This is a genomic window from Luteimonas salinilitoris, from assembly GCF_041300785.1.
Taxonomy (GTDB): domain Bacteria; phylum Pseudomonadota; class Gammaproteobacteria; order Xanthomonadales; family Xanthomonadaceae; genus Luteimonas; species Luteimonas salinilitoris.
Window position 1 is genome coordinate 225,289 of the sequence record NZ_JBFWIB010000001.1, and the last position, 23,516, is coordinate 248,804.

16 protein-coding genes are annotated in these 23,516 nt (G+C 69.7%); all 16 read left to right on the forward strand.

The window, feature by feature from the left end; translation table 11 throughout:
• Positions 1 to 132 precede the first annotated feature (132 nt).
• The 16 genes from AB5T46_RS00875 to AB5T46_RS00950 all read left to right on the forward strand — a co-directional run bounded on the left by AB5T46_RS00875 (position 133) and on the right by AB5T46_RS00950 (position 23,474).
• Positions 133 to 4,479 carry an ESPR-type extended signal peptide-containing protein gene (locus tag AB5T46_RS00875; protein ID WP_370561912.1) on the forward strand — a complete coding sequence of 1,449 codons (4,347 nt, stop codon included), beginning with the start codon at positions 133 to 135 and terminating at the stop codon, positions 4,477 to 4,479.
• A 170-nt stretch (positions 4,480 to 4,649) separates the two neighbouring features.
• Complete coding sequence (locus AB5T46_RS00880; protein WP_370561913.1) at positions 4,650 to 6,473, forward strand: S8 family peptidase; 1,824 nt, start codon at positions 4,650 to 4,652, stop codon at positions 6,471 to 6,473.
• Positions 6,474 to 6,792: 319 nt separating this feature from the next.
• Positions 6,793 to 7,257, forward strand: coding sequence for a type II secretion system protein XpsH (gene xpsH, locus AB5T46_RS00885; RefSeq protein WP_370561915.1), 465 nt, complete (start codon positions 6,793 to 6,795; stop codon positions 7,255 to 7,257).
• 254 nt (positions 7,258 to 7,511) lie between these two features.
• Entirely contained in the window at positions 7,512 to 7,937 is a 426-nt protein-coding gene (gene xpsI, locus AB5T46_RS00890) for a type II secretion system protein XpsI (protein WP_370561917.1), read from the forward strand.
• 227 nt (positions 7,938 to 8,164) lie between these two features.
• The gene (locus tag AB5T46_RS00895) at positions 8,165 to 8,848 is read left to right on the forward strand and encodes a prepilin-type N-terminal cleavage/methylation domain-containing protein (protein WP_370562422.1); all 684 of its coding nucleotides are present in this window, start codon (positions 8,165 to 8,167) and stop codon (positions 8,846 to 8,848) included.
• Entirely contained in the window at positions 8,845 to 9,732 is an 888-nt protein-coding gene (locus AB5T46_RS00900; RefSeq protein ID WP_370561918.1) for a type II secretion system minor pseudopilin, read from the forward strand. The genes AB5T46_RS00895 and AB5T46_RS00900 overlap by 4 nt, the downstream gene beginning before the upstream one ends.
• A complete protein-coding gene (locus AB5T46_RS00905) occupies positions 9,725 to 10,921 on the forward strand; it encodes a PilN domain-containing protein (protein WP_370561919.1) in 1,197 nt (398 codons plus the stop codon). Before AB5T46_RS00900 ends, AB5T46_RS00905 begins: the two co-directional genes overlap by 8 nt.
• The gene (gspM, locus tag AB5T46_RS00910) at positions 10,902 to 11,513 is read left to right on the forward strand and encodes a type II secretion system protein GspM (RefSeq protein ID WP_370561920.1); all 612 of its coding nucleotides are present in this window, start codon (positions 10,902 to 10,904) and stop codon (positions 11,511 to 11,513) included. The genes AB5T46_RS00905 and gspM overlap by 20 nt, the downstream gene beginning before the upstream one ends.
• Positions 11,503 to 12,306: a hypothetical protein gene (locus tag AB5T46_RS00915; RefSeq protein ID WP_370561921.1), complete on the forward strand. Its 804-nt coding sequence runs from the start codon at positions 11,503 to 11,505 to the stop codon at positions 12,304 to 12,306. The genes gspM and AB5T46_RS00915 overlap by 11 nt, the downstream gene beginning before the upstream one ends.
• Before the next feature lie 10 nt (positions 12,307 to 12,316).
• Positions 12,317 to 14,521 carry a type II secretion system secretin GspD gene (gene gspD, locus AB5T46_RS00920; protein WP_370561922.1) on the forward strand — a complete coding sequence of 735 codons (2,205 nt, stop codon included), beginning with the start codon at positions 12,317 to 12,319 and terminating at the stop codon, positions 14,519 to 14,521.
• 168 nt (positions 14,522 to 14,689) lie between these two features.
• The gene (locus AB5T46_RS00925) at positions 14,690 to 14,950 is read left to right on the forward strand and encodes a hypothetical protein (RefSeq protein WP_370561924.1); all 261 of its coding nucleotides are present in this window, start codon (positions 14,690 to 14,692) and stop codon (positions 14,948 to 14,950) included.
• Positions 14,951 to 15,194: 244 nt separating this feature from the next.
• Positions 15,195 to 16,157, forward strand: coding sequence for a glycosyltransferase family 2 protein (locus AB5T46_RS00930; RefSeq protein WP_370561925.1), 963 nt, complete (start codon positions 15,195 to 15,197; stop codon positions 16,155 to 16,157).
• Between the two features lie 10 nt (positions 16,158 to 16,167).
• A complete protein-coding gene (locus AB5T46_RS00935; RefSeq protein WP_370561927.1) occupies positions 16,168 to 17,031 on the forward strand; it encodes a glycosyltransferase family 2 protein in 864 nt (287 codons plus the stop codon).
• 1,122 nt (positions 17,032 to 18,153) lie between these two features.
• A complete protein-coding gene (locus tag AB5T46_RS00940) occupies positions 18,154 to 21,363 on the forward strand; it encodes a TonB-dependent receptor (protein WP_370561928.1) in 3,210 nt (1,069 codons plus the stop codon).
• Positions 21,364 to 21,587: 224 nt separating this feature from the next.
• Positions 21,588 to 22,337, forward strand: a complete 750-nt coding sequence (locus tag AB5T46_RS00945) for a SapC family protein (RefSeq protein ID WP_370561929.1) — start codon at positions 21,588 to 21,590, stop codon at positions 22,335 to 22,337.
• 45 nt (positions 22,338 to 22,382) lie between these two features.
• Positions 22,383 to 23,474: a cupin-like domain-containing protein gene (locus tag AB5T46_RS00950; protein WP_370562423.1), complete on the forward strand. Its 1,092-nt coding sequence runs from the start codon at positions 22,383 to 22,385 to the stop codon at positions 23,472 to 23,474.
• The last annotated feature ends 42 nt before the right edge of the window (positions 23,475 to 23,516 follow it).

Here is a 23,516-nt window from a genome sequence, read left to right on the forward strand (position 1 = left end):
GGCAGCCATGCGGACGCCGGCCAGGCGTGCGCCATCACCGCGATCAGCACTCACGTCATCCGCGTTGCGGGAGGCGGCGTCAGGCCGTTGCCCGGTTTCGTCCGGCTCATTTCATTTCAGGCGAGGGTTCAGATGAACAGGATTTACAGCAAGGTGTGGAACGGCGCGCTGCAGGCGATGGTGGTGGCTTCGGAGCTGGCCACGGACAAGGGCAAGTCGCCGCAGCGCGGCCGTCGTCGCCGCACGTTGCCGGGCATGGCGGTCCTGTCGCTGGGCCTGGTCCTGGCGGCGCCCGTCGCGCTGGCCGCTGGATCCGACGAAGAGGATGCGGGGTGTAACGATCCGGCTGTCGATGCGCCCGCGGAGGGGTGTGAACGCGAGGATGGCCGGATCGGGATCGCCGAGGCGGCGAGCGCCGCGTATTTCAAGGCCGACGGCATCGGCGACGGCAGCGACGATGCGGTCATCGAAGGCGAGGGCGCGATCGCGATCGGCCGCAGCAGCTGGGCGGGGGCCAACGCCACCACCGCGGTCGGCGCGGAGAGCATCGCCGCCGGCATCGGCGCCAGCGCCTTCGGCCAGGGTGCCATGGCGTTCGGTGACGCCAGCGCCGCGATCGGGCAGGGCGCCTATGCCGAGGGTTTCGGCAACACCGCCGTGGGCGCTTCCGCCGAAGCGAGCGCCGAGCAGGCGGCGACCGCGATCGGCGCGCTCAGCGTCGCCGCCGGCATGGGCTCGACCGCAATCGGCGGCAATGCGCAGGCCTACGGGCCGGGCAGCCTGGTGGGCGGCTTCGGCGCCGGCGCCAACGGCGAGGCCGGCGTCGCCCTGGGCGCGAACTCGCGTGCGATGGGCGGCGATTTCGGCGTCGCGGTCGGCGGCTACAGTTATGCGGTCGGCGAGGATGCGGTGGGCATCGGCGCCTTCAGCACCGCGCTCGGCGGCGGCGCGATCGGCATCGGCGGCAACAGCCTGGCCGAAGGCGCGCACGCGCTCGCCGCGGGCCACAACGCCGCGGCGACAGGCGACGGCGCCATCGCCGTTGGCGGCGGCGCCTGGACCGACCTGGACGGCGACGGCCGCCCCGGTATCGGCGAGGCGACCTTCGCCGCGGGCCAGGGGTCGACCGCGGTCGGCAGCCTGGCCGCCGCATCCGGCGATCGCGCGCTGGCGACCGGTGAACAGGCGCATGCGCTCGCGAGCGACGCCAGCGCCCTTGGCGCGATGAGTCTCGCCGCCGCCGAGGCCGCGACCGCCACCGGTGCCTACAGCGTGGCCGCCGGTGACGAGAGTAGCGCCTTCGGTTACCAAAGCCATGCCGATGGCGATTACTCGACCGCGCTGGGCAGCGGCAGCCTGGCGCTGGGAACGGGGGCGTCGGCGCTCGGCAGCGGCACCAATGCGATCGGCGACTTCAGCGTCGCCGGTGGCTACGGCAGCGTCGCCTCGGAGCAGGACGCGGTCGCGCTCGGTCATTCGGCACAGGCGACCGGTGCCGGTGCGCTGGCGCTGGGCGTGGACAGCGTGTCCGCGGGCAGCAATGCCGTGGCGCTGGGCGGCGGCAGTGCCGCCAACGGCGCGGCCAGCCTTGCGCTCGGTGCGGGAAGCCAGGCCAATGGCGCCTTCGCCTCCGCGATCGGCGCGCAGGCTTGGGCCAATGCGCCCTTCAGCATGGCATACGGCGCCTTCAGCACCGCTGACGGCTGGGAGAGCGTGGCCGTGGGTGGTGGCGCCTGGGCCAAAGACTGGTGGGCGGCGGCCTTCGGCACGGGCAGCCAGGGCGGCTTCGGCGGCACCTCGATCGGCAGCTACAGCATCGCCGCGGACCTGTCGGTGGCGGTGGGCTACAACGCCAAGGTGATCGACTGGCTCGGACAGTACGACGATGCGGTCGCCTTCGGCACGGCGGTGGGCACCGAGTCCGGCGCCGGCTGGGACGGCGTCGCCGTGGGCTACAACGCCTATGCGCAGAATCTCGCCGGCACGGCGGTGGGGTCGAATGCCTGGACCCTGGCGGACCACGGCACATCGCTCGGCGCCTACAGCCAGGTGGCCGAGGGCGCCGACAACAGTGTGGCGCTGGGCCACGGCTCGCGCGCCGACCGGGCCGGCACGGTGTCGGTGGGGGCGGCGGAGGCGTGGACGGATGCGCTGGGCAACGAGCATGTCGCGACGGACCGCCAGATCACCAACGTCGCCGCCGGCACCGAGGCCACCGACGCGGTGAACAAGGCGCAACTGGATGCGCTGGCCGACGGCATCGGCGACGCCAACCACTACTTTGCCGCCGATGGCGCCGGCGACGGCAGCGACGATGCGCTGGCGCTCGGCGACCAGGCGACCGCGGCGGGCGCCAACAGCGTCGCCAACGGCATGGACAGTGCCGCATTCGGCGCCGGCAGCTACGCCGATGCCGATTACGCCACGGCGCTGGGCAGCGGCAGCCTGGCGCTGGGCGAGGGCGCGTCGGCGCTCGGCAGCGGCGCCAACGCGCTCGGCGACTTCAGCACCGCCAACGGCTACGGCGCCATCGCCGAGGGCGCCGGCAGCAGCGCGATCGGCACCAACGCGCTGGCCGGGGGCGAGTCGAGCTTCGCCGGCGGCAACGGCGCCCAGGCCAATGGCGGCAGCGCGGTCGCGCTCGGCGCGGGTGCCATCTCGAACGGCTCGCTCGCCGTCTCCATCGGCGCGGGCGCCGAGAACAACGGCTTCTTTGCCGCGGCGATCGGCGGGCTTGCGCTGGCGGATGCACCGTTTTCGACCGCGATCGGCGGATTCGCCACCGCATCCGGCTGGCAGGCCACGGCGGTCGGCTCGGGCGCGTACGCGCCCGGATTCGACGCGACGGCGACCGGTGCGGGGGCGACCGCGGGCGACGGTGGCGTCGCGATCGGCGCCGGTGCGATGTCGGGCTACTGGGGGGTCGACGAGGACACCGGCGGGAGCGTGCTGGTCGGCACCTCCGGCACCGCGGTCGGCCAGAACGCGTCCGCCACCGGCCGCTACAGCACGGCCCTGGGGGGGTTCTCCGACGGTTCGTTCAGCTCCGCCGGCGCGACCGGCGAGTACAGCACGGCCCTGGGTGCGGGCGCCTACGCGGGCTCGTACTGGGACAGCGACCTGGTCGGCGACTACACCACCGCCGTCGGCGCCGAGAGCTGGGCGATCGGCGGATCCGCCACTTCGCTCGGCTTCAACAGCTTCGCCCAGGCCGACCGTTCCCTCGTGCTCGGCGCCAACGCCTGGACCACGGAGGAGGCAAGCGGCAGCGTCGCCCTCGGCGAAGGGTCGCTGGCCGATCGCGCCGATGCCGTGTCGGTCGGCGCGGCGCAGGCGTGGACCGATGCCGGCGGTACCGTGCACGCGGCGATCGATCGCCAGATCACCAACGTCGCGGCGGGCACAGAGGCGACCGACGCGGTGAACAAGAGACAGCTCGATGCCGCCCTCGGCGATCTCGGCGACATCGGCGAGATCGGTGCGACCGCGGTGCGCTACGACGACGGCGAGCGCAGGGATTCGGTCACCCTGACCGGCGAGGACGGCACCCGTATCCGCAATCTCGCCGCGGGAACGCAGGCGGGCGACGCGGTCAACGTCGCGCAACTGGATTCGGTGGCCACCGCATTCGGCGGCGGTGCCGCGCTCGGTGCCGACGGCATGCTGATGACGCCGACCTATGTCGTCCAGGGCGGCAGCTACTACAGCGTCGGCGATGCGATGGGCGCGCTCGACGGCGCCCTGTCCGGCCTCGACGGCCGCGTCAGCCAGCTCGAGCAGGGCGCGGGCAACGGCGGCGGCGTCGGTGGCGACCAGGGACCGGCGATGGGCGCCGGCGACGGCCTCGCGATCGGCGAGGGCAGCGTCGCCGCCGACGCGCAGGTCACCGCGTCCTCCGGCACCGCGCTCGGCCAGGGCGCATCGGTTACGGCCGACGGTGCGGTCGCGATCGGGCAGGGCTCGGTGGCGGACGAAGCCGGTACCGTGTCGGTCGGCAGCGTCGGCAGCGAGCGCAAGGTCAGCAACGTCGCCGCCGGCAGCGCGGCGACCGATGCGGCCAACGTCGGCCAGGTGCAGGCCGGCGATGCGCAGGCGGTGGCTTCGGCCAACGCCTATGCCGACAGTGCCGCGACGCGGACGCTGTCGTCGGCGAACGCCTACACGGACAGCCGCGTCGAAGCGCTCGGCAGCCAGTTCGAACAACTCAGCGATGACGTCTGGCACCGGCTCGGACAGCAGGACCGCCGCATCGATCGCATGGGCGCGATGAGCGCGGCGATGATGAACATGTCGACCAACGCCGCCGGCAGCCGCAGTCCGCGCGGGCGTGTCGCGGTGGGGGCGGGTTGGCAGAACGGCGAGAACGCGCTGTCGATCGGATACTCGAAACAGCTCGGCGATCGCGCGTCCTTCAGCTTGGGCGGCGCGTTCAGCGGCGACGACCGATCCGCCGGCGTCGGATTCGGCATCGATCTCTGAGCGCAGAAGCAGGACTTCCGTCCGCCGGCGAGTCTTCGCGGCGGACGGAACCGGGGCAGGGGCGGAGGCGCGCTTCCGTGAGGGCAGTCATCCGGACGGTGGCGGCAACGGCATCGACGGTACAAGTCAATCCAACCGAGGGGTTCATTGTGAGCAATAGAAAACACTCCATGCGCATCCGCGCGCTGAGCGCGATGGTGATGACGGTCATGGGAACGGCGTCGGTGCATGCCGCGCACGCCGGTGATCTCGATGTCGTCGGACCGCCTGCAGCACAGGCCGACGGCGCACGACTGCATCGGCTGATCGTGAAGTACCGCGACGGCAGCGCCGAGCGCCGCGACGTGCCGGCCAAGCTGCGCGCGATCGAGTCCGCGGCGGCCCGTGCGCTGCCGCAGCGCACGGTGCGCGCGCAGGCCGGCCTGCAGCCGCGCCATGTGCGTACGCTGGCGATCGGCGCGGACGTGATCCGGCTCGCACATGCGCTGGATCGCGCCGAAGGCGAGGCGTTGATGCGCGAGATCGCCGCCGATCCCGCGGTGGTATACGTCGAGGCGGATCTCCGCCTGCGGCACACCGGTGTCGTCGCGCCCGCGCTGGTGCCGGACGACCAGTACTACGACCAGTACCAGTGGCACCTGAAGGACAACGATGGCGGCATCCGTGCGCCGTCGGCCTGGGATGTGTCCGCCGGCGCCGGCGTGGTGGTGGCGGTGCTGGACACCGGCATCACCGCGCATCCCGATCTCGACGACAACGTGCTCGAGGGCTACGACTTCATCACCGACAGTTTCGTGTCCCGGCGCGAGACCGACGAGCGCGTTCCCGGCGCGCAGGACCACGGCGACTGGAACCCCGAGGCCGGCGAGTGCTACGCCGGCTCGCCGGCGCAGCCCAGCAGCTGGCACGGCACGCACGTCGCCGGCACCGTCGCCGAACTCGGCAACAACGGCATCGGCATGGCCGGCGTGGCCTTCGACGCCAAGGTACTGCCGGTCCGCGTGCTCGGCCGCTGCGGCGGCTACACCTCCGACATCGCCGATGCCGTGGTCTGGGCGTCCGGCGGCAGCGTGGACGGAGTACCGGACAACGAGAACCCGGCGGAAGTGATCAACATGAGCCTGGGCGGCGGCGGCAGCTGCGGCGCGGCGATGCAGAGCGCGATCGACGGTGCCGTCGCGCGCGGCACCACCGTGGTGGTCGCCGCCGGCAATTCGGCCGCCGACGCGGCCGACTTCTACCCGGCCAGCTGCGGCAGCGTGATCGTGGTGGGCGCGAACCGGATCAACGGTGGAATCGCCGGCTATTCCAACTACGGCGGCACGGTCGACCTGTCGGCGCCGGGTGGCGGTGGCGGCGTCGACGGCAATCCGGGCGGGTATGTCTGGCAGTCCTGGAACGACGGCGAGACTTCCCCGGGCGAGCCCGCCTACGTCGGCATGACCGGCACCTCGATGGCTGCGCCGCACGTCGCCGGCGTGGCGGCGCTGGTGCAGAGTGCGGCCGAGACTCCGCTTGCGCCGCAGGCGCTGGAGCAGCTGCTGCGGGACAGCGCGCGCCCGTTCCCGGTGGTGATCCCGACCGGCACGCCGATCGGCGCGGGCATCGTCGACGCGGCCGCCGCGCTGGAGGCGGCGCTCGCCGAGCCTTGCGATCCGGAGGTCGAGGAGTGCGGCCCAGAGGCGATGCCGCTGGTCAACCGGGTTCCCGTCAACGGGCTGATCGGCGGCGGCGGCGCGCAGCTGCTGTTCAGCATCGACGTGCCGGCGGGGACGCGCAGCCTCAACCTGCGCAGCTACGGGGGCAGCGGCGACGTCTCGCTGTATGTCGCCCATGGCCGCGCGCCGACCGTGCAGGTGCACGATCGCGCATCGACCCGGCCCGGCAACAGCGAGGCGGTGGTGATCACCAATCCGGCCGAGGGCAGCTACTACCTGCTGGTGGTCGGCGACTACGCGTTCACCAACCTGAGCGTGCTGGGCCTGTTCCAGTAACCGTTTCCGGTTGCGGTGCGGCTCGATTCCGTCGGGCCGCACCGCATTTTTTTGCTCTTCCTCCGTTTCCGGGAGAGCGTGCGGAGTCGCCTCCGCGAAGCGATGCTTTCTCCATGAAGGGAGAGGACAGGCAGATCGATCGAGAGCCGAGCCGCTCGCTTTCGTGGCCTGCCTTCGAGGAAAGACAGGCACCGCACGCGAAAAAAACCCCCATGCTGTCCCGGAGATCGGAGCAGAAGCATTCTTTCCCGTCGGCAGGCGCACGCCGGAGTGCTAAATTCCGAGGCTGTTTCCGTTGCATGGGGTGTCGCGGCGCCAGATGCCGGTTCGTGTTGCCAGGAGTCGCGGCTTTTCGCTGCTGGAAGTGCTGATGGTGGTCGCGCTGATCGCGGTCGCCAGCGTGCTTGCCGTCGGCGTGCTCGGCGGCGGCATCGAACGCCTGCAGCTGCGCTCCAGCGCCAAGGAGCTCGCGGCGAACCTCCGCTTCACCCGTGCGCATGCGCTGGCGACCGGCGCGCCGCAGCGGTTCGTGATCGATCCCGTCGCCCACACCTGGCAGGGGCCGGCTGGGCGCCAGGGCAGTGTTCCGGACACGCTCGATATCGTCTTCACCGGCGCGCGCGAGGTGCAGCCGCGCACGGACCAGGGTGCGATCGTGTTCTTCGATGACGGCGCCTCCACCGGCGGGCGCGTGCAGCTGCGCTCAGGCGACGTGGCCTGGAACGTCGACGTAGCCTGGTTGACCGGCGAGGTGCGGCTGCACAGGGGAGAGCGGCGGCGATGAGGAGTGGAGCGGCAAAGCGCCGGCGAGTTGTTGTCGCAAGCCGTGCCGATGGCGTCGTTCGAACCGGTTCGGTAGATGGATGGGAGTCGAAAAGCGGCTTGGATCGGCGATTCATTGGCGTCAGCCGTGGCGACGGCATCATTCGGACCGGTTCGGTAGGTGGACGGCAGCGCAGTGGGCGGGGGCTGAAAAGTGACTCCAGTCGGCGATTCATTGATGTCAGCCGTGGCGACGGCCTCATTTCAACCCGTTCGGTGGGTGGACGGCAGCGCGGCTACACCCTGATCGAGGTGCTGGTCGCCTTCGCGGTCCTGGCACTGGCGCTGACATTGCTGCTGGGCACGCTGTCCGGCGCCACCCGCCAGGTGCGTTGGTCGGCCGATGCCGGGCGCGCGGCGCTGCATGCGCAATCGCTGCTGGCGCAGGTGGGGGTGGGCGAGGTGCTGCAGCCCGGACGCAGCGACGGCACGTTCGACGACGGCCGCTATCGCTGGGTGCTGGAGGTTGCGCCCTACGTCGACCCGGAGTTGCCGCCGGCGGTGACCGTCGATCCGTTCGCGCCGCAGATGCTGGCGCTGCAGCTGACGGTGACATGGGGGCGGGGCGGCGCGCGCGAGCGCCTGCAGGTGCAGTCGCTGCGGCTGGTGCAGCCGGATCCCGACACCGGGTTGACGCTGTGATGCGGCGGCGCGTGGAGTCGAAAGGCGGTTCCTGCCGGCGATTCATTGACGTCGGCCGTGGCGACGGCATCACTGGCGCGGGAATGGCAGGAGGGTGGCAGCGCGGCGTCAGCCGTGGCGACGGCATCATTGGCGCGGGTTCGGTAGATGGACGGGCGCGCGGTGGACGGGAGCCGAAAAGCGGTTTGGATGGGCGATTCATTAGTGTCAGCCGTGGCGACGGCATCATTGGCGCGGGTTCGGTAGGTGGACGGGAGCGCGGTGGACGGCAGCGCGGTTTCACCCTGATCGAGATCCTGCTGGCGACGGTGCTGCTGGCGGCGGGCCTGGCGCTGGCCTTCGCCACCCTGCGCGCGGCCACCGCGACCGTCGAGCGCGGCGACGACCTGGCGCGGCGCAGCGAGCGCATCCGTGCCGCCGAGGGTTTCCTGCGCCGGCGGCTGGTCTCGGCGCAGCCGATCAGCTTCGCCGTCGACGAGCGTACCGGTGCCCCGGTCCGTTTCCTCGGCGAATCGCAGCGGATGCGCTTCGTCGCCGACCAGCCGAACTACCTCGGCCGCGGCGGCCCGGCGCTGCACGAGATCGACGTCGGCCGGGACGACGAGGGCGTGCGCCTGCAGGTCGCCTTCTCCACGGTGCTGGCCGGCGAGACCGTGGAGGAGCGCGATCCGCGTCCGCCGGAGCCGCTGGCGACGGGCCTGTCCGGCGTGCGCTTCAGCTATCGCGGGCTGAACCAGGACGGCCGCCTGACCGGCTGGCTGGACGCCTGGACCGCCAGCCAGCAACTGCCGGTGCAGGTGCGGGTGGAAGTGGAAAGCGAGCGCGACGGTCCCTGGCCGGTGCTGGTGGTGGCGCTGCCGCAGGGCAGCGGCCGGATCGCGGACGACGCGTTGCAGGAAGTGGCGCCATGAGGCGTGTTGCGTCGGCGAAGACGAGGACACGCACGCGCGGTGCCGCGCTGCTGCTGGTGCTGTGGCTGATCGCGTTGCTGACGGCGCTGGTCGGCGCGTTCGCGCTGACGGCGCGGATCGAGCACATGCAGGGCCGCGTGCTGCATCGCGGCGTGGCCGGCGACCAGGCCGCGCGCGCCGGGCTGGAGTACGCGATGGCGCGCCTGTCGGACCCGAATCCGGCCACGCGCTGGCTGCCGGACGGCCGCGACTACGCGTGGACCTTCGCCGGCGCGCCATTGCGAGTGCGGATCGTTGACGAGAGCGGCAAGGTCGACCTGAACGCGGCCGACCAGCCGCTGCTGTCGGCGCTGCTGCGGGTGGCCGGTGCCGATCCCGGCCAGGCCGAGGCGCTGGCCGGCGCGATCATGGACTGGCGCGACGCCGACGACCTCGGCCAGCCGCAGGGCGCGACCGAGGATCCGCAGTACACCGCCGCCGGGCTGCCGTACGGCGCCAAGGACGCACCGTTCGAGAGCGTCGCCGAACTGGAGCTGGTGCTGGGCATGACCGCGGACCTGTACGCCGGCCTCGCCGAGCACGTGACGGTGCACAGCGGCCAGGCGGTGCCCGACCAGCGCTTCGCCGGCGCCGAGGTGCTGCAGGCGATGGGCGTCGACGCGGCACCGTTCCTCGCCCAGCGCGGTGAAACACCGGGCCCGGAACTCGAACCGGACCTCGTGGGCGGCGGCACCGGCACGTATAGTATCGACAGTCGCGCGCGGCTGCCGGACGGCCGCGACGCGGTCTTGCAGGCGGTGGTGCGCATGGGCAGCAATGGTCTGCCGGGCGCGGTCTACACGCCATTGCGCTGGAAGGAGGGGACCTCGGCACCTGATGGCTGACGCCGACGACATCGCTGCGCGACCTTCGATCCGGCAGCGTTTCGGGCGCGTCGGCGGGCGGCTGCGTCCGGGCGTGCAAGGCTTCTGGTCGTGGTGGACCGGGGCGCTGCTCAGCTGGCTGCCGTTGCGGGCGCGGGAAGTGCTGGGACTGGTGGAGCAGCGGCTGCTGCTGCGCCGCGAAGGCGACGGTCTGGCGGTGATCCTGGAGCGTGGCGGACAGCCGCGCGCGCTTGGCCATCTGCCGTGGCCGGCATCGCCGCCGGACGAGGATCTGCTGGGCCGCGTGCTGCGGCCGCAGGCCGCCGAACTGCCGCGCTGGCTGCTGTTGCCGGTGTCCGCTGGGCTGCGCCGGCGCATGGCGCTGCCGGCGGCGGCGGCCGACCGGCTGCGCGAAGTGCTCGGGTTCGAGATCGACAGGCAGACACCGTTCGCCGCGACCGAGGTCTGTTTCGACGCGCGCCTGCTCGGCCGGCGCGACGACGGCCAGCTCGATGTCGAGCTGGTGGTCGTGCCGCGGGCGGCGCTGGATGCCGCGCTCGCCGCGCTCGGCCCGCTCGCCGACGGACTGGCCGGCGCCGACCTCGACGACGGCCGCGGCGAGACCCTCGGCATCAACCTGTTGCCGGAAGCGCGCCGCCACCGCCGGGCCGACCCGTGGCAGCGCTGGAACCTCGCCCTGGCCGTCGTCGCCGTGATCGCGGCGGCGGCGGGGCTGTGGCAGATCCTCGAAAACCGCCGCGCCGCCGCCGAGGTCTTCGCGCAGGCCTCGCAGCCACGGATCGAGCAGGCGCGTGCCGTCTCGGCGCAACGCCAGCAGCTGGACGACCTGATCGAGGGCATGCGCTATCTCGAGGACATGCGCGCCGCGCGCCCGACCATGGTCGAACTGCTGGACGAACTGAGCCGGCGCCTGCCCGACAACACCTATCTGGAGAAGCTGGCGATCGAGAACGAACGCCTGCTGCTGATCGGCCTCAGCAACGAGGCCTCGGCGCTGATCAAGCAACTGGAGGATTCGCAGCTGTGGCGTTCGCCGGCCCTGACCGGTGCGCTGCAGCCCGACCCGCGCAGCCGCCGTGACCGCTTCACCCTGACCGCGGAGGTCGCCGTGGCCGCACCGCCGGCGGCGCCGGCCCGCGACGCGGCAGCGGCCGACACGGGAGGTGCCGATGCGCAACGAGATCGCTGACCGCGAGCGTTGGGTGGCGCTGGCGATCCTGCTGGCGCTGCTGGCGCTGGGCTATCTGGTGCTGATCCATCCCTGGTGGACGCGGCCGATGCTGGAACTCGGCGAGCGCATCGACACCCTGCAGCAGCGCGACCTGCGCGCGCGCATGGTGCTGTCGCAGGCGCCGCAGTTGCGCGAGCGGACCGAGGTCTTCCAGGAGCAGGTGGCGCGGCTGCCCGGCTTCCTGCCCGAGCGCAGCCCGGAGCTGGCCACCGCAGCGCTGGTGCAACGGCTGGAGACCGCGGTGCTCGAGGCCAGCCCGGGCAACCGCAGCTGCGCGATCATCAACCGCTCGCCGCTCAGCGACGTGCGCCAGCAGCGATTCCCGCGGGTGGTGGTGCAGGCGCGCATCCGCTGCGGCAGCCCGGAACTGGCGGCGGTGCTGCACGCGCTGGAGAGTGGTTCGCCGCGGTTGTTCGTCGACAACCTCAACATCCTCTCGCAGGCGCATTACATGGCCGCCGAGCAGGTGGACCAGGGCCTCGGCCTGGACGTGAGCTTCGACCTCTACGGTTATCTGCAGCCGCTGCCGGGGAGCGCCGATGCGCGCTGACACCGCCGGCGCCCGTACCCGATTGCTGGCGGCGATGGCGCTGTGGGCGGTCTGCGTCTGGCTGCTGGCGCTGTTCGGCCTTGGCGGTCGGGTCCAGCCATTGCCGGAGGACCCGGCATTGCTGCAGCCGCTGCCGCAGGGCAGCGCCGGCGCCGAGGAGCGTCTCGGGCCGCTGTCGCAGTACACCGAGATCGGCGAGCGCCCGTTGTTCGCCAGCGACCGCCGCCACCGCCCGTTCTTCCTCGAGCCACAGGCCGAAGGCGAGGAAGGCCCCGGTGAATTCGATGTCGTGCTTACCAGCGTGCTGATCACGCCGGGCCTGCAGATGGCGATCGTGCAGCCGCGCGAGGGCGGCGAGCCGTTGCGGGTGAAGGTCGGCGAATCGCCGCGCACCGCGCCGGCATGGTCGCTGCTCTCGGTCGCGCCGCGCAGCGCGGTGTTCGCCGGCCCCGAAGGTGAACGCACGCTGGAGTTGCGGGTGTTCGACGGCGTCGGCGGACAGCCGCCGACGCCGATCACGAGCGGCGACGACCGCCGGGCGCAGCGCCTGCCCGCGCCGCCGGCCGCCACGCCGGCGCGCCGGGCGCCGCAACCGCCGCCGCCGCCGCAATCCGGCGCCGAAGCCGCCGCCAACGAAGCGGCCGAAACAGCCGCCGCCGAAGCCGAAGCCGAAGCCCAGGAGATCACCCCGGCAGCGCAGGCCGAGGCGATCCGCAGACGCATCGAAGCCCGTCGCGCGCGGCTGCGCCAGGAGGCGCAGCAGCCACCGGCAGGCCGGCAGCAGAACCCGTAGAGTGCATGCAATGAAGCTTCCCACCCCGACCAAGGCGGCGATCGCCGCTCTTCTCGCCACCCTGCTCGCCGCCTGCGCCACGGTGCCGGTACCCGACGTGCGCCGTGAAGGCGAGCTGGCGCGTTCGTCGTCCGAAGGTGTGCAGGCCGAGCAGTTGGAGGACGACGGCCTGCCACAGGCGCAGATCCGCCGTGGCACCGGCCAGGTGATCAACCAGAGCGCGGCGGCCTCGCCGCCGCCCGGCATCGGCGGCACCAGCGGCTCGGCCCAGTTCAATTTCGAGGGCGAGTCGGTGCATGCGGTGGTCAAGGCGATCCTCGGCGACATGCTCGGCCAGAACTACGTGATCGCGCCGGAAGTCCAGGGCACGGTGACCCTGGGCACGCCCAAGCCGGTCAGCCCGGCGCAGGCGCTGAGCCTGCTGGAGATGGTGCTGGGCTGGAACAACGCGCGCATGATCTACAGCGACGGCCGCTACAACATCGTCCCCGCCGACGGCGCGGTGGCGACCGGCACGGTGGCGCCGCGCACCGGCACCGCCACCGGCGCCCGCGGGTTCGAGGCGCGCACGGTGCAGCTGCGCTACATCTCCGCGACCGAGATGGAGAAGGTGCTGGAGCCCTACGCGCGGCCCGATGCAATCGTCGGCGTCGACAACGCGCGCAACGTGATCACCATCTCCGGCAGCCGCTCCGAACTCGAGAATTACCTGCGCACGATCGAGATCTTCGACGTCGACTGGCTGTCCGGCATGTCGGTCGGCGTGTTCCCGATCGATTCGGGCAGCGCCGCGCAGGTGGTCGGCGACCTGGAGAAGGTGTTCGGCGAGGATAGCGGCTCGCCGGTGGCCGGCATGTTCCGCTTCATGCCGCTGGAGGGCGCCAACGCGGTGATGGTGATCACTGCGCAGCCGGCCTACCTGGACGAGATCCAGCGCTGGCTCGAGCGCATCGACAGTGCCGGCGGCGAGGCGCGCCTGTATTCCTACGAACTCAAGTACGTCAAGGCCATCGACCTGGCCGACCGACTGGCCGAGGTGTTCGGCGCCGGCGGCGGCCGCCGCAGCGGCGGCGGCAGCGCCTCGCTGATGCCGGGGCTGGAGTCGACCCAGGTGCGCGGCAGCGGCGTCGGCGGGCGCGACAGCACCGTTCCGATCGGCGGTGACAGCGGCAACGGGAGCGGGAGCCGCAGCCAAAGCCGCGGCGGCGGGACGACTGGCGGCGGTAGCGGCAGCGGCGGTCAGCTGCAACTCGGCGACAGCGGCCCCGGCTCGGGCAGCGTCACCCTCGAGGTCGACGGCAACCAGGTCGGCGTGTCGGCGGTGGAGGAGACCAACACCCTGCTGGTGCGCTCCACCGCGCAGGCGTGGAAGTCGATCCGCGATGTGGTCGAGCGCCTCGACGTGATGCCGATGCAGGTGCACATCGAGGCGCAGGTGGCGGAGGTCACGCTGACCGGCGACCTGCGCTACGGCGTCAACTGGTTCTTCGAGCGCGCGGTAACCGATGCTGGCTTGCCGGACGCATTCCGGCGAACGACCTGGAGCGGCCTGGCCGGGAACATCAGCGGTACGACGACGGGCAGCGTCGGACCCGGACTGAGCTGGACCTTCCTCGGCCGCAACGCGGCGGCGATTATTTCCGCATTGGACGAGGTGACAGACCTGCGTCTGCTGCAGACGCCGTCGATCTTCGTGCGCAACAATGCCGAAGCCGAGCTCAACGTCGGCAGCCGGATTCCCGTATCGTCGGTCTCGATCAACCCGATCGCCGGCAGCGACAACGCGATCAGCCAGGTGCAGTACCTCGATACCGGCATCATCCTCAAGGTGCGTCCGCGCGTGACCCAAGACGGCATGGTGTTCCTCGACATCGCGCAGGAAGTCAGCTCACCGCAGAGCGAGGTGGATGCCAACGGCAATGTGCGCATCGACACCCGCTACATGAAGACCGAGGCCGCGGTACAGGCCGGCGACACGGTGATGCTGGCCGGGCTGATCAGCGACGGCTCCACCCGCGGCTCGACCGGTTTCCCGGGCCTGAGCCGGCTGCCGGTGATCGGCGGCCTGTTCGGCCAGCAGCGCACCCGCAACGAGCGCAGCGAGGTGATCGTGCTGCTGACCCCGACCATCGTGCGCAATCCGGCGGAAGCGCGCCGCTTGACCGACGAGTACGGCCGCCGCTTCCGCTCTTTGGAACCACTTAGGGAAGACTAGATAGCAGCACCTATAGAATTCAAGGCAGTCAAGCGTCTAATTCATCCTTGATTTAGATCACACATAGAAAAGAAAGTAAAAAAAAGCACCAAAGTTAACAAAACAATAACGCGCCACATGGAAGCGTGGAATTGCTGAGTAATCCTACCTCAGCCAAGGAGAAATGAAATGAATCGGAAATATACGTGGGGTCTGATCTTTACAGTAATGGTTGCACTTCCTGTGTCAGCAGTGATTCGGAATGTGGAAGGCCATTATATTAATAACTTTACGGATCAATCTGGAACAGAAACAAAGGCGAAGCATCAAGCAAACTTTAACTGTGTATATGGGGGAGGGTCTCCTGTAGGAAATGCATATATCAGTTACAGTTCAGCGATTGAGTTTGGGGGGTGGCATGCAGTTGCTATCCAGCCTTGTGATTTTTGATTAAGTGCGATGCGCAATAAGCTAAAAATAGTTTGATTAGTTTCGCTTTAGTCTGAATTCGTGTTGTAGTGGGTGAGCCCGTATGAATTCAAAGTGTGCGGTCATTTGTGCGGGTCCCCTTTTCCGCTAAGGGATTCGGGTCTGTTTTATCTTCAGTTTGGCAGGGCGCAGGGGTTACTCATGGCCTGCCCGTAGGGGTCGACGCAAAGCGCAGCCTAGGTAGTGAATCAGCCTATGATGTTGTATGACTGACCTGCCGGTCGTACTGCTGCCGCTCGGCGCCGACGACGACGCGCTCGACGCCTGCCTGGCGGCGCTCGATGCCGGCACCTCGGCGGGCACCCGCGTCTGGCTCGCCGACGACGCGCGCGCCGGTCCGCGCGGACTGGCGATCGTCGAGCGCTGGCTGGCGGGCACGCGGCTGCGTGCCGACTACAGCCGTCGCCAGCGCGGCATCGGCGAGGTCGCGCACCTGGACGAGGCGCTCGCCGCTTGCGGCGACGCCGACGTGCTGGTGCTCGCACCCGACGCGATCCCGGCGCCGGGCTGGGCCGCCGCGCTGGTCGCCTGCTTCGCCCGCGACGCCTCGATCGCCACCGCCACGCCCTGGTGCAATGCCGGCGAGAGCGCGGCCTGGCCGCGGATCGGCGAGATCTCGCCGATCCCGGACGACCTGGACCGCCTCGCCCGCGCCTGCGATGCGCTGCCGCCGCTGCATCCGGAGTTGCCGGCTGCGGTCGGGCATGCGGTGCTGCTGCGCGGGAGCGCCCGGCGCAAGGCCGGCGGCCTGGACGCCAGCAGCTATGTGTCGTGGTATGCGGCGCTGATCGACCTGTCACTGCGCCTGTCCGGCCTGGGCTGGCGCAACGCGCTGTGCGAGACCGCGTTCGTCGCCCGCGGCGGCGAGGGCGGCCCGGGCGAGGGCGACATGGAGGTGCTGGCCGCACGCTGGCCGGACTGGCACGCACGGCTGGCGAATTTCCTGATGCGCGATCCGCTGGGCGACTGCCGCGAGCTTCTGTCGCGCCACTGCGCGCGGCTCGATACGCGCCCGCCGCAGCGCGAGCTGTTCCCCGCGGCGCCGAACGCGCGCGACCCGGCGCCGAAGACGCCGAATGCAGCGGCCGCCGCCCGGCAGGAGCCGCCGCCGCCCACCGACCCGGATGACGGAGCCGCCACGGCACCCGCGGAAACGCGGAAAGGATGAGGCGCCGGTCATGAGCGTCCCCGCCCTCGCCCCCGACGGCATCGCCGCCGTCGTCGTCACCTACCGCAGCGCCTCGACCATCGACGATTGCCTGCAACGGCTGCGCGCGGCCGACGGCGTGGTCCAGATCCGCGTGGTCGAAAACGATTCCCGCGACGGCACCCTGGCGATCGTGCAGCGCCATGCCGCCGCCGATCCGCGCCTGCGCTTCATCGCGAATCCCGACAACCCGGGCTTCGGGGCGGCCTGCAACCAGGGTGCGCGCGCCTGCGACGCGCCGTGGATCGCCTTCATCAATCCGGACTGCCTGCCGGCACCGGACGCGCTGGCACGCCTGCGGGCGCATGCGCAGGCGGTTGCGGGCGAGGCGCTGCTGGGCGCCGATCTGGTCGACGAGGCCGGCACGCCCGACGGTGCCGCACGCCGCCGCGATCCGGACTTCGGCGCCATGCTGCTGGCCGCCTCGACTCGTGCGCTCGATGTCGCGGTGGATCCGGCGCAGCCGCTGCAGCCGGTCGAAGCGGTCTCGGGCGCGCTGATGCTGCTGCCGCGCGCGCTGTTCGAGCGGATCCACGGCTTCGACGAAGGCTACCGCCTGCACGCCGAGGATCTCGACCTGTGCCGGCGCGCGCGCCGGGCCGGCGCGTACGTCGGTGTCGCCAACGACGTCCGCGTGGTGCACGTGCGCGGCGTCTCCAGCCGTTCGCGGCCGCTGTTCGTCGAATGGCACAAGCACCGCGGACTGGCGCGCTACTTCCGCAAGTTCGAGGCGCCGCGGCGCGGGTTGCCGGTGCGCGCCGGGGTCTACGCGATGATCTGGCTCCGCTTCCCGTTCGCGGTCCTGCGCGCCGTCGCCCGCGCCATCGTCCCGTAGGAATACGTGGTGCGGGCGATGCCCGTGTGGCTGGAAACGGGATTGACGAGGCCGCCCGAGGCCGCCGGGCAGAGGCGCGCTGCGCGGCCGAAACATGCGGAAAATGGTGGTGCAATGCACAACATTCGGCCCCGGGCTTGGTTTCGGCAGCGTCGACAGAGCCGGCCCGTCGACGCGGCGGCGTGACCGCGGTCGCCGCCCGGCCGTGCGCTGCGGCAGGTTTCGATGCTACCGGTATCAATGGCGCCGTTACGAGCTTTGCACCTGTGCGGCCGGACGCTGCAAGTTAGCGTCCGCCGTCGGATTTCGGGCGCTCGAGTCCTGCGTTGCAACGACGGATTTGCCCGCCCGAGGCCGTTACGTCTGCAACCGAACGGCGGTTGCGGCGGGTCGTGCTGGACAAACAAAAAGAGAAGTGTTAGCGGTAACACTTGGCAGCGTTGTCATCGCCGGTGCGAGCGATGCGATGGCTGCCCCGCTCGAGGAGGGAGACATGTCCAGGAAGTGCGCAGGGGAATCGACGCAGTCCGGCGCGGACGAGGGTTCGGGCAACCGGGCCGGGAAGTCCGGGGGCATCGTTGTTCGGCGGCGGCGCGCAGGCGGCGCGGCGCGCCTTCCGACCTGCACCTGAGGATCGGCGCCGCCTGCGGGCGATGCCCGTCGCGTGGCAAACATGATCTGCAGGGGGCTTTTGCAAGCAATTGACAGCGCTATCAGGACCGGGCCACGTGATCCGGTTCGACGCAAAAAGGGAGGGAGACGATGAATTACCTGCGACACGAAAGGCTGGAACCCGGGCCATCGGCTGCGAGGCCGGGCCGGTATGCGCGTCCGAAGCCGAAGCGGCGCAACGCCATGCCCGATCTGCTTACTGACCGGTTCGGCACGGCCGGACCTCCCACCGACCGACATCCGCATCCGCTCCCGCGTCTTTCGTGAGCTTGCGGACAGTGCGCCTCTGCGCCCCCGAGGCGGCGGTCGCAATGAGTCGGTATCTCAAGACCAGCGATGCGATTTGCCAGGATCTCGGATCCGGTAATCGGTGCCGCTGAAAGGTCGCTGAAAAAGCGGGCGCTCGATGCGCACATCCATCCATCCATCAGCCAGGAATCAGGCACGCCCATGAATCACGACAAGTTCAAGCGATTCAAGTCGAAGGCCCTGTTCACCATCGTCGGCGGCGCGATCATCATCAATCCCGCCTTCGCGCAGGAACCCCAGGACACCCAGGAGGAGGCGCAGACGCAGACCGTGCCGGATGCGACCACGCTCGATGCGGTGACCGTCATCGGCATCCGCAACAGTCTCGAGCACGCCATGAACATCAAGCGCGACGCCACCGGCATCGTCGACGCGATCAGTGCCGAGGACATCGGCAAGTTCCCGGACACCAACCTCGCCGAATCGTTGCAGCGCATCACCGGCATCTCGATCGAGCGCCGCGACGGCGAGGGCGCGACGGTCACCGCGCGCGGCTTCGGTCCCGAATACAACCTCATCACGCTCAACGGCCGCCAGATCCCAGGCGCCGACGGCTTCAGCAGCGGCGGCCTGGAAATCGGTGGCGTCGGCGCGGGCACGCGTGGCTTCAACTTCGCGCAACTGGCCTCCGATGCGATCAGTGGCGTCACCGTGTACAAGACCGGCCGCGCCCACACGCCAAGCGGCGGCATCGGCGCCACCATCGATATCCTGACCGACCGCCCCTTGAACCACGATGGCGTGGTCGCGAATGTCGGCGCCAAGGCCGTGATGGACGAGTCGGCGCTGTTCCACAACGGAGCCACCCCCGAGCTGTCCGGCATCTTCAGCTACACCAATCCGGACAAGACCTGGGGCATCGGCGTGAACGGCAGCTACCAGAAGCGTCACGGTGGCTCGGTGCAGGCGACCGAGAATGGCTGGAACGTCGCCCGCTGGACCGGCACCGACGGCAAGCTGCTCCCGGGCGCCGTCGTCGAGAACGCGCCGGAGATCGGCCAGCTCTACAGCATGCCCAACGACCTGCGCTATGCGTTCTCGGACTTCGAGCGCGAGCGCGTCAACGGCCAGGCGGTGCTGCAGTTCGCCCCGACCGATGCCTTCACCTTCACCCTGGACTACACCTACTCGACCAACGAGATTTCCCAGGTCCGCGGCGAGCAGACCATGTGGCTGCAGAACCGCCTCAGCCATGTCACCTTCGACGGGAACGACCAGGTCGCCACGCCGATCTACATCCGCGACATCACCGGCAGCGCCAAGGATTTCGGCTTCGAGCAGCAGCGCGACGAACAGGAGGCCAAGCTGGGATCGCTGGGCTTCAATGCGCGCTGGGACGTCAACGACCGGTTCAACCTGACCTTCGACGCGCACAACACCAAGGTCGACAGCCGCCCGAACGATCCGATCACCGGCGGCAGTTCCACCGCCTTCAGCCTCGCCGGGCTCGCCCCGAATCGCGCGACCAACGACTGGACACAGGAGTACTGGTTCAACAGCGGCCTGCCGATCATGGCGCGCACGCTCTTCCCCACCGAGGGCGACGCGGAGGCCAACACCAATGGCGTGCTCAATCCGGACTTCCCTCCGGAGCAGCTGGGCACCCAGATCATGCGCATCTGGTCGACCCGCCAGGATTCCGAGGTCAAGCAGGGGCGCATCGATGGCGAACTGCACTTCGACAGTGGCCGCTTCCAGTTCGGCATCGATTCCTCGGATGTGTCGATGCGGCGGCTGACCGTGGACGGCCATGGCCACCTGATGACCCTGGGCAACTGGGGCGTGGGCGACGTCGGCCAGGCGCCGGGCATGATCGAGCTGCTGAACACGATCAACATCGGCGGACTGTTCAAGGACTTCAGCGCCAACGGCTCGCCCACGGGGGCGTGGTGGGGCGACGCCAGCGCGCTGGCGCAGTGGGCGGAGGATGCCTGCGCCAGCGGCACCACGCCGGCGGCGTGGCAGTTTGAAGATGGTACTCATGCTTGCGACAGCATCAGCGCCCGTGTGCGCACGACCTATGACAACGACGACCTGATCGAAGAGAAGACGAAAGCGGTCTACATCCAATGGGTCCAGGACTTCATGCTCGGCAGCATGCCGGCCAATGTCGTCGTCGGCCTGCGTTACGAGGAGACCGACCTGACCTCGACTTCGGTCATCCAGGTGCCCAGCGCGATCAACTGGATGTCCAACAACGACTTCGGCTACGTCCAATCGGATGAAAAGATACCGTTCTCCGAGGAACACAGCTACGACTACCTGCTGCCGAACCTCGACTTCAGCATTGACCTGACCGACGACATCAAGGGCCGCGTATCAGCAAGCAAGACCATAGCCCGCCCGCCGTACGGCAATCTGTACGCGGGTCCGACCGCGGGCGGACCCAGCGGCTCGGTCCTGTTCGGCGAGCAGTTCCGCGCGACCGGCAACGCGCAGACCCCGACGCTGTCGCCGCTGGAGTCGAAGAACTTCGACCTCGGCGCCGAGTGGTACTTCGCGCCGTCCAGCTTCGTGGGCGTGACCTACTGGCGCAAGAAGGTCGACAACTTCATCGGCAACACGGTGGTCCGCGAGAACCTGTACGGCATCACCGACCCGACCTCCGGGCCCGATGCGCAGGCGGCACTGGCGTTCATCGACAGCCAGGCATGTATCGACCAGGTGAGCGCGGCGGGCAACAACGTGAGCAGAGGCTGCACCGGCGACTACACCACGCTGTTCACCGCGTTGGCGATGCTGCGCAACGACGCGGCGACCGGCGGCCTGGCGGCCTACGACGGCAGCAATACCCAGCAGATCAGCATGGAAACCCGTTTCGACATCTTCGGCCAGGCCGACGATCCGCTGTACATGTACGACGTCAACCGCCCGGTGAACCAGCGCGAGGCCACGCTCGATGGCTGGGAGATCGGCGGGCAGTACTTCTTTGGCGACAGCGGCTTCGGCATCCTGGCCAACTACACCATCGTCGAAGGCGACGTGGGGATCGACCGTGCGGCCGATCCTGGCACGGACGTGTTCGCGTTGGTGGGCCTGAGCGACACCGCCAATGCCGTGCTGATGTACGAGAAGTACGGCTGGTCGGCCCGCCTGGCCTGGAACTGGCGCGACGAGTACCTGCTGGCGGCAAACCAGAACGGCAACAACCGCAACCCGTACTTCGTCGAGGAGTACCAGCAGTTCGACCTTGCCGTGTCGTACAACTTCAGCGATAACCTCTCGGTGTTGCTGGAAGCGATCAACCTGACCGGCGAGGACGTCCGCTGGAGCGCCCGATCGCACAACCAGATGGTCCGTCTGGTGGATCAGTCGCCGCGCTACATGATGGGTGTCCGCTACAAGTTCTGATCCCGCCCAGGCCAGTGTGCTGGCACGGGCCGGTACCGCCGCGGTGGAAGCGGCGATACCGGTCGTCCTCCCCGGATGGCCGAGGAGGGCATCCGGGCCCGGCCATGCCGGGCATCGAATTCCCCACTGCGGAACGCAAGGGCTCGCCTTGCGATGTCTGCGCCATTCCGGAATATTTGGCATCGTGGGCAGGGCCGTGCGTCCGCTCTCTCGACGGAATCGAAATGGCACGATACGAACTGCTCAACAACATGGCGCACAAGGACCTGCGCGTGGTCACGCGCTTCGGCCGCGAGTTCGGCGACCAGGTCGGCATGGTGCCTGCGTTCCCGACCGAGTACGCAGAACTGCAACGCGAATATCCGATCTTCTTCCGCAAGGAGCGGGAAGGTGGCGAATACCAGTCGGTGGCGATGCTCGGCTTCGACAAGCAGGAGAACCTGTTCCTGCAGGGAGACCACTGGAACGCGGCCTACCTGCCCGGCTATGTCGCCAGGGGACCGTTCCTGATCGGCTTCCAGGAGCAGTGGGACGAAGGCGAGCTGCGCAAGGAGCCGGTGATCCATGTCGATCTCGACCATCCGCGAGTCAGTTTCGACGAGGGCGAGCCGGTATTCCTCCCGCAGGGCGGGCACAGCCCCTACCTGCAGCACATCACCACCGTGCTGGGCGGCATCCACGACGGCGTGGAGGGCGGCAAGGCGATGTTCGCCGCGTTCGAGTCGATGGGCCTGATCCAGCCGGTCAAGCTGGAGGTCAAGCTGGATGCCGAGCACGGCGTGGACCTGACCGGGTTGTACGGCATCGACCGCGAACGGCTGGCCGCGCTGGAGGCCGACAAACTGCATGCCCTGCACCGCTGGGGCTTCCTTGAAGGCGCCTTTCTCGTGCTGGCCTCGATGCACAACATGCGCCGGCTGATCGCCGAAAAGCAGCGCCGCCTGCGCCTGCAGGCCGAAACCGGGCCGACGTAGAATGCGGCGTGAGGCGGCCTGAGTAGTAGCATGGACGCCATGAGCATGGGTGTCACAAGCACGGGTGTCACCAGCACGGCCGTCACAGACAGCGGTGGTGCAAGCGCGGCCATCGGCGGCCGGGTCACGGCCCATGTCCGCGAACGCGAGGCCGGCGGGCCAGACGCGCTGCCACTCGACGAACTGCTGGCCGCAGGCGAGCCGGTGGTGTTGCGCGGACTGGCGCGCGACTGGAGCCTGGTGCGTGCCGGCCTGGAATCGCCGCGGGTGGCGATGGACCTGCTGCGCTCGCATTACAACGGCCGGCCGGTGCAGTACAACTGGGGCGAGCCGGAGACCGCTGGCCGGCCCTTCTACCGGGAAGACTTCACCCGGCTGAACTGCGAGGTCCGCCGCAACGGACTGGACCAGGTGCTGGACGAGCTGGCCTCGCTCCTGGACGAGCCGCGCCCGCCGACGTACTACCTCGCCTCTCTGCCGGTGGACAGCGTGTTGCCGGGGCTGCGCCAGGCCAACGACCTGGATTTCGCCGCCCACGGCGTGGACGCGCCGCCGAGCATCTGGATCGGCAACCGGGTGATCGCGTCCTGCCACTACGACGCGCCGAACAACATCGCCTGCGTCGCCGTCGGCCGGCGTCGTTTCACCCTGTTCCCGCCCGACCAGATCTGCAACCTCTACCCCGGCCCGCTGGAGCCCACGCCCGGCGGGCAGGCGGTCAGCGTGGTCGATTTCGTCGAGCCCGATTTCGAGCGCCACCCGCGCTTTCGCGAAGCGCTCACGGTCGCGCAAACGGCACTGCTGGAGCCGGGCGATGCGATCTTCATCCCGAGCATGTGGTGGCACCACGTCGAGGGGCTGGATGCATTCAACGTGCTGGTCAACTACTGGTGGAGCAGCATGCCGGCGTACATCCCGACTCCGATGCATGCGCTCTATCACGCGCTGTGGACGATCCGAGATCGCCCGGAGCGGGAGAAGCAGGCCTGGAAACAGGTGTTCGAACACTACATATTCGGCCCTGCAGACGGGGCGGGCGCGCACCTGCCGGAGCAAGCGCGTGGCGTGCTCGGGCCGGTCGACGAGACGATGGCGCGACAGCTGCGGGCGATGCTGATCGGCAAGCTCAACCGCTGAGGCGGGAGCGACATCCGGGCGCGGCGGGGAAAACCGCGGGGC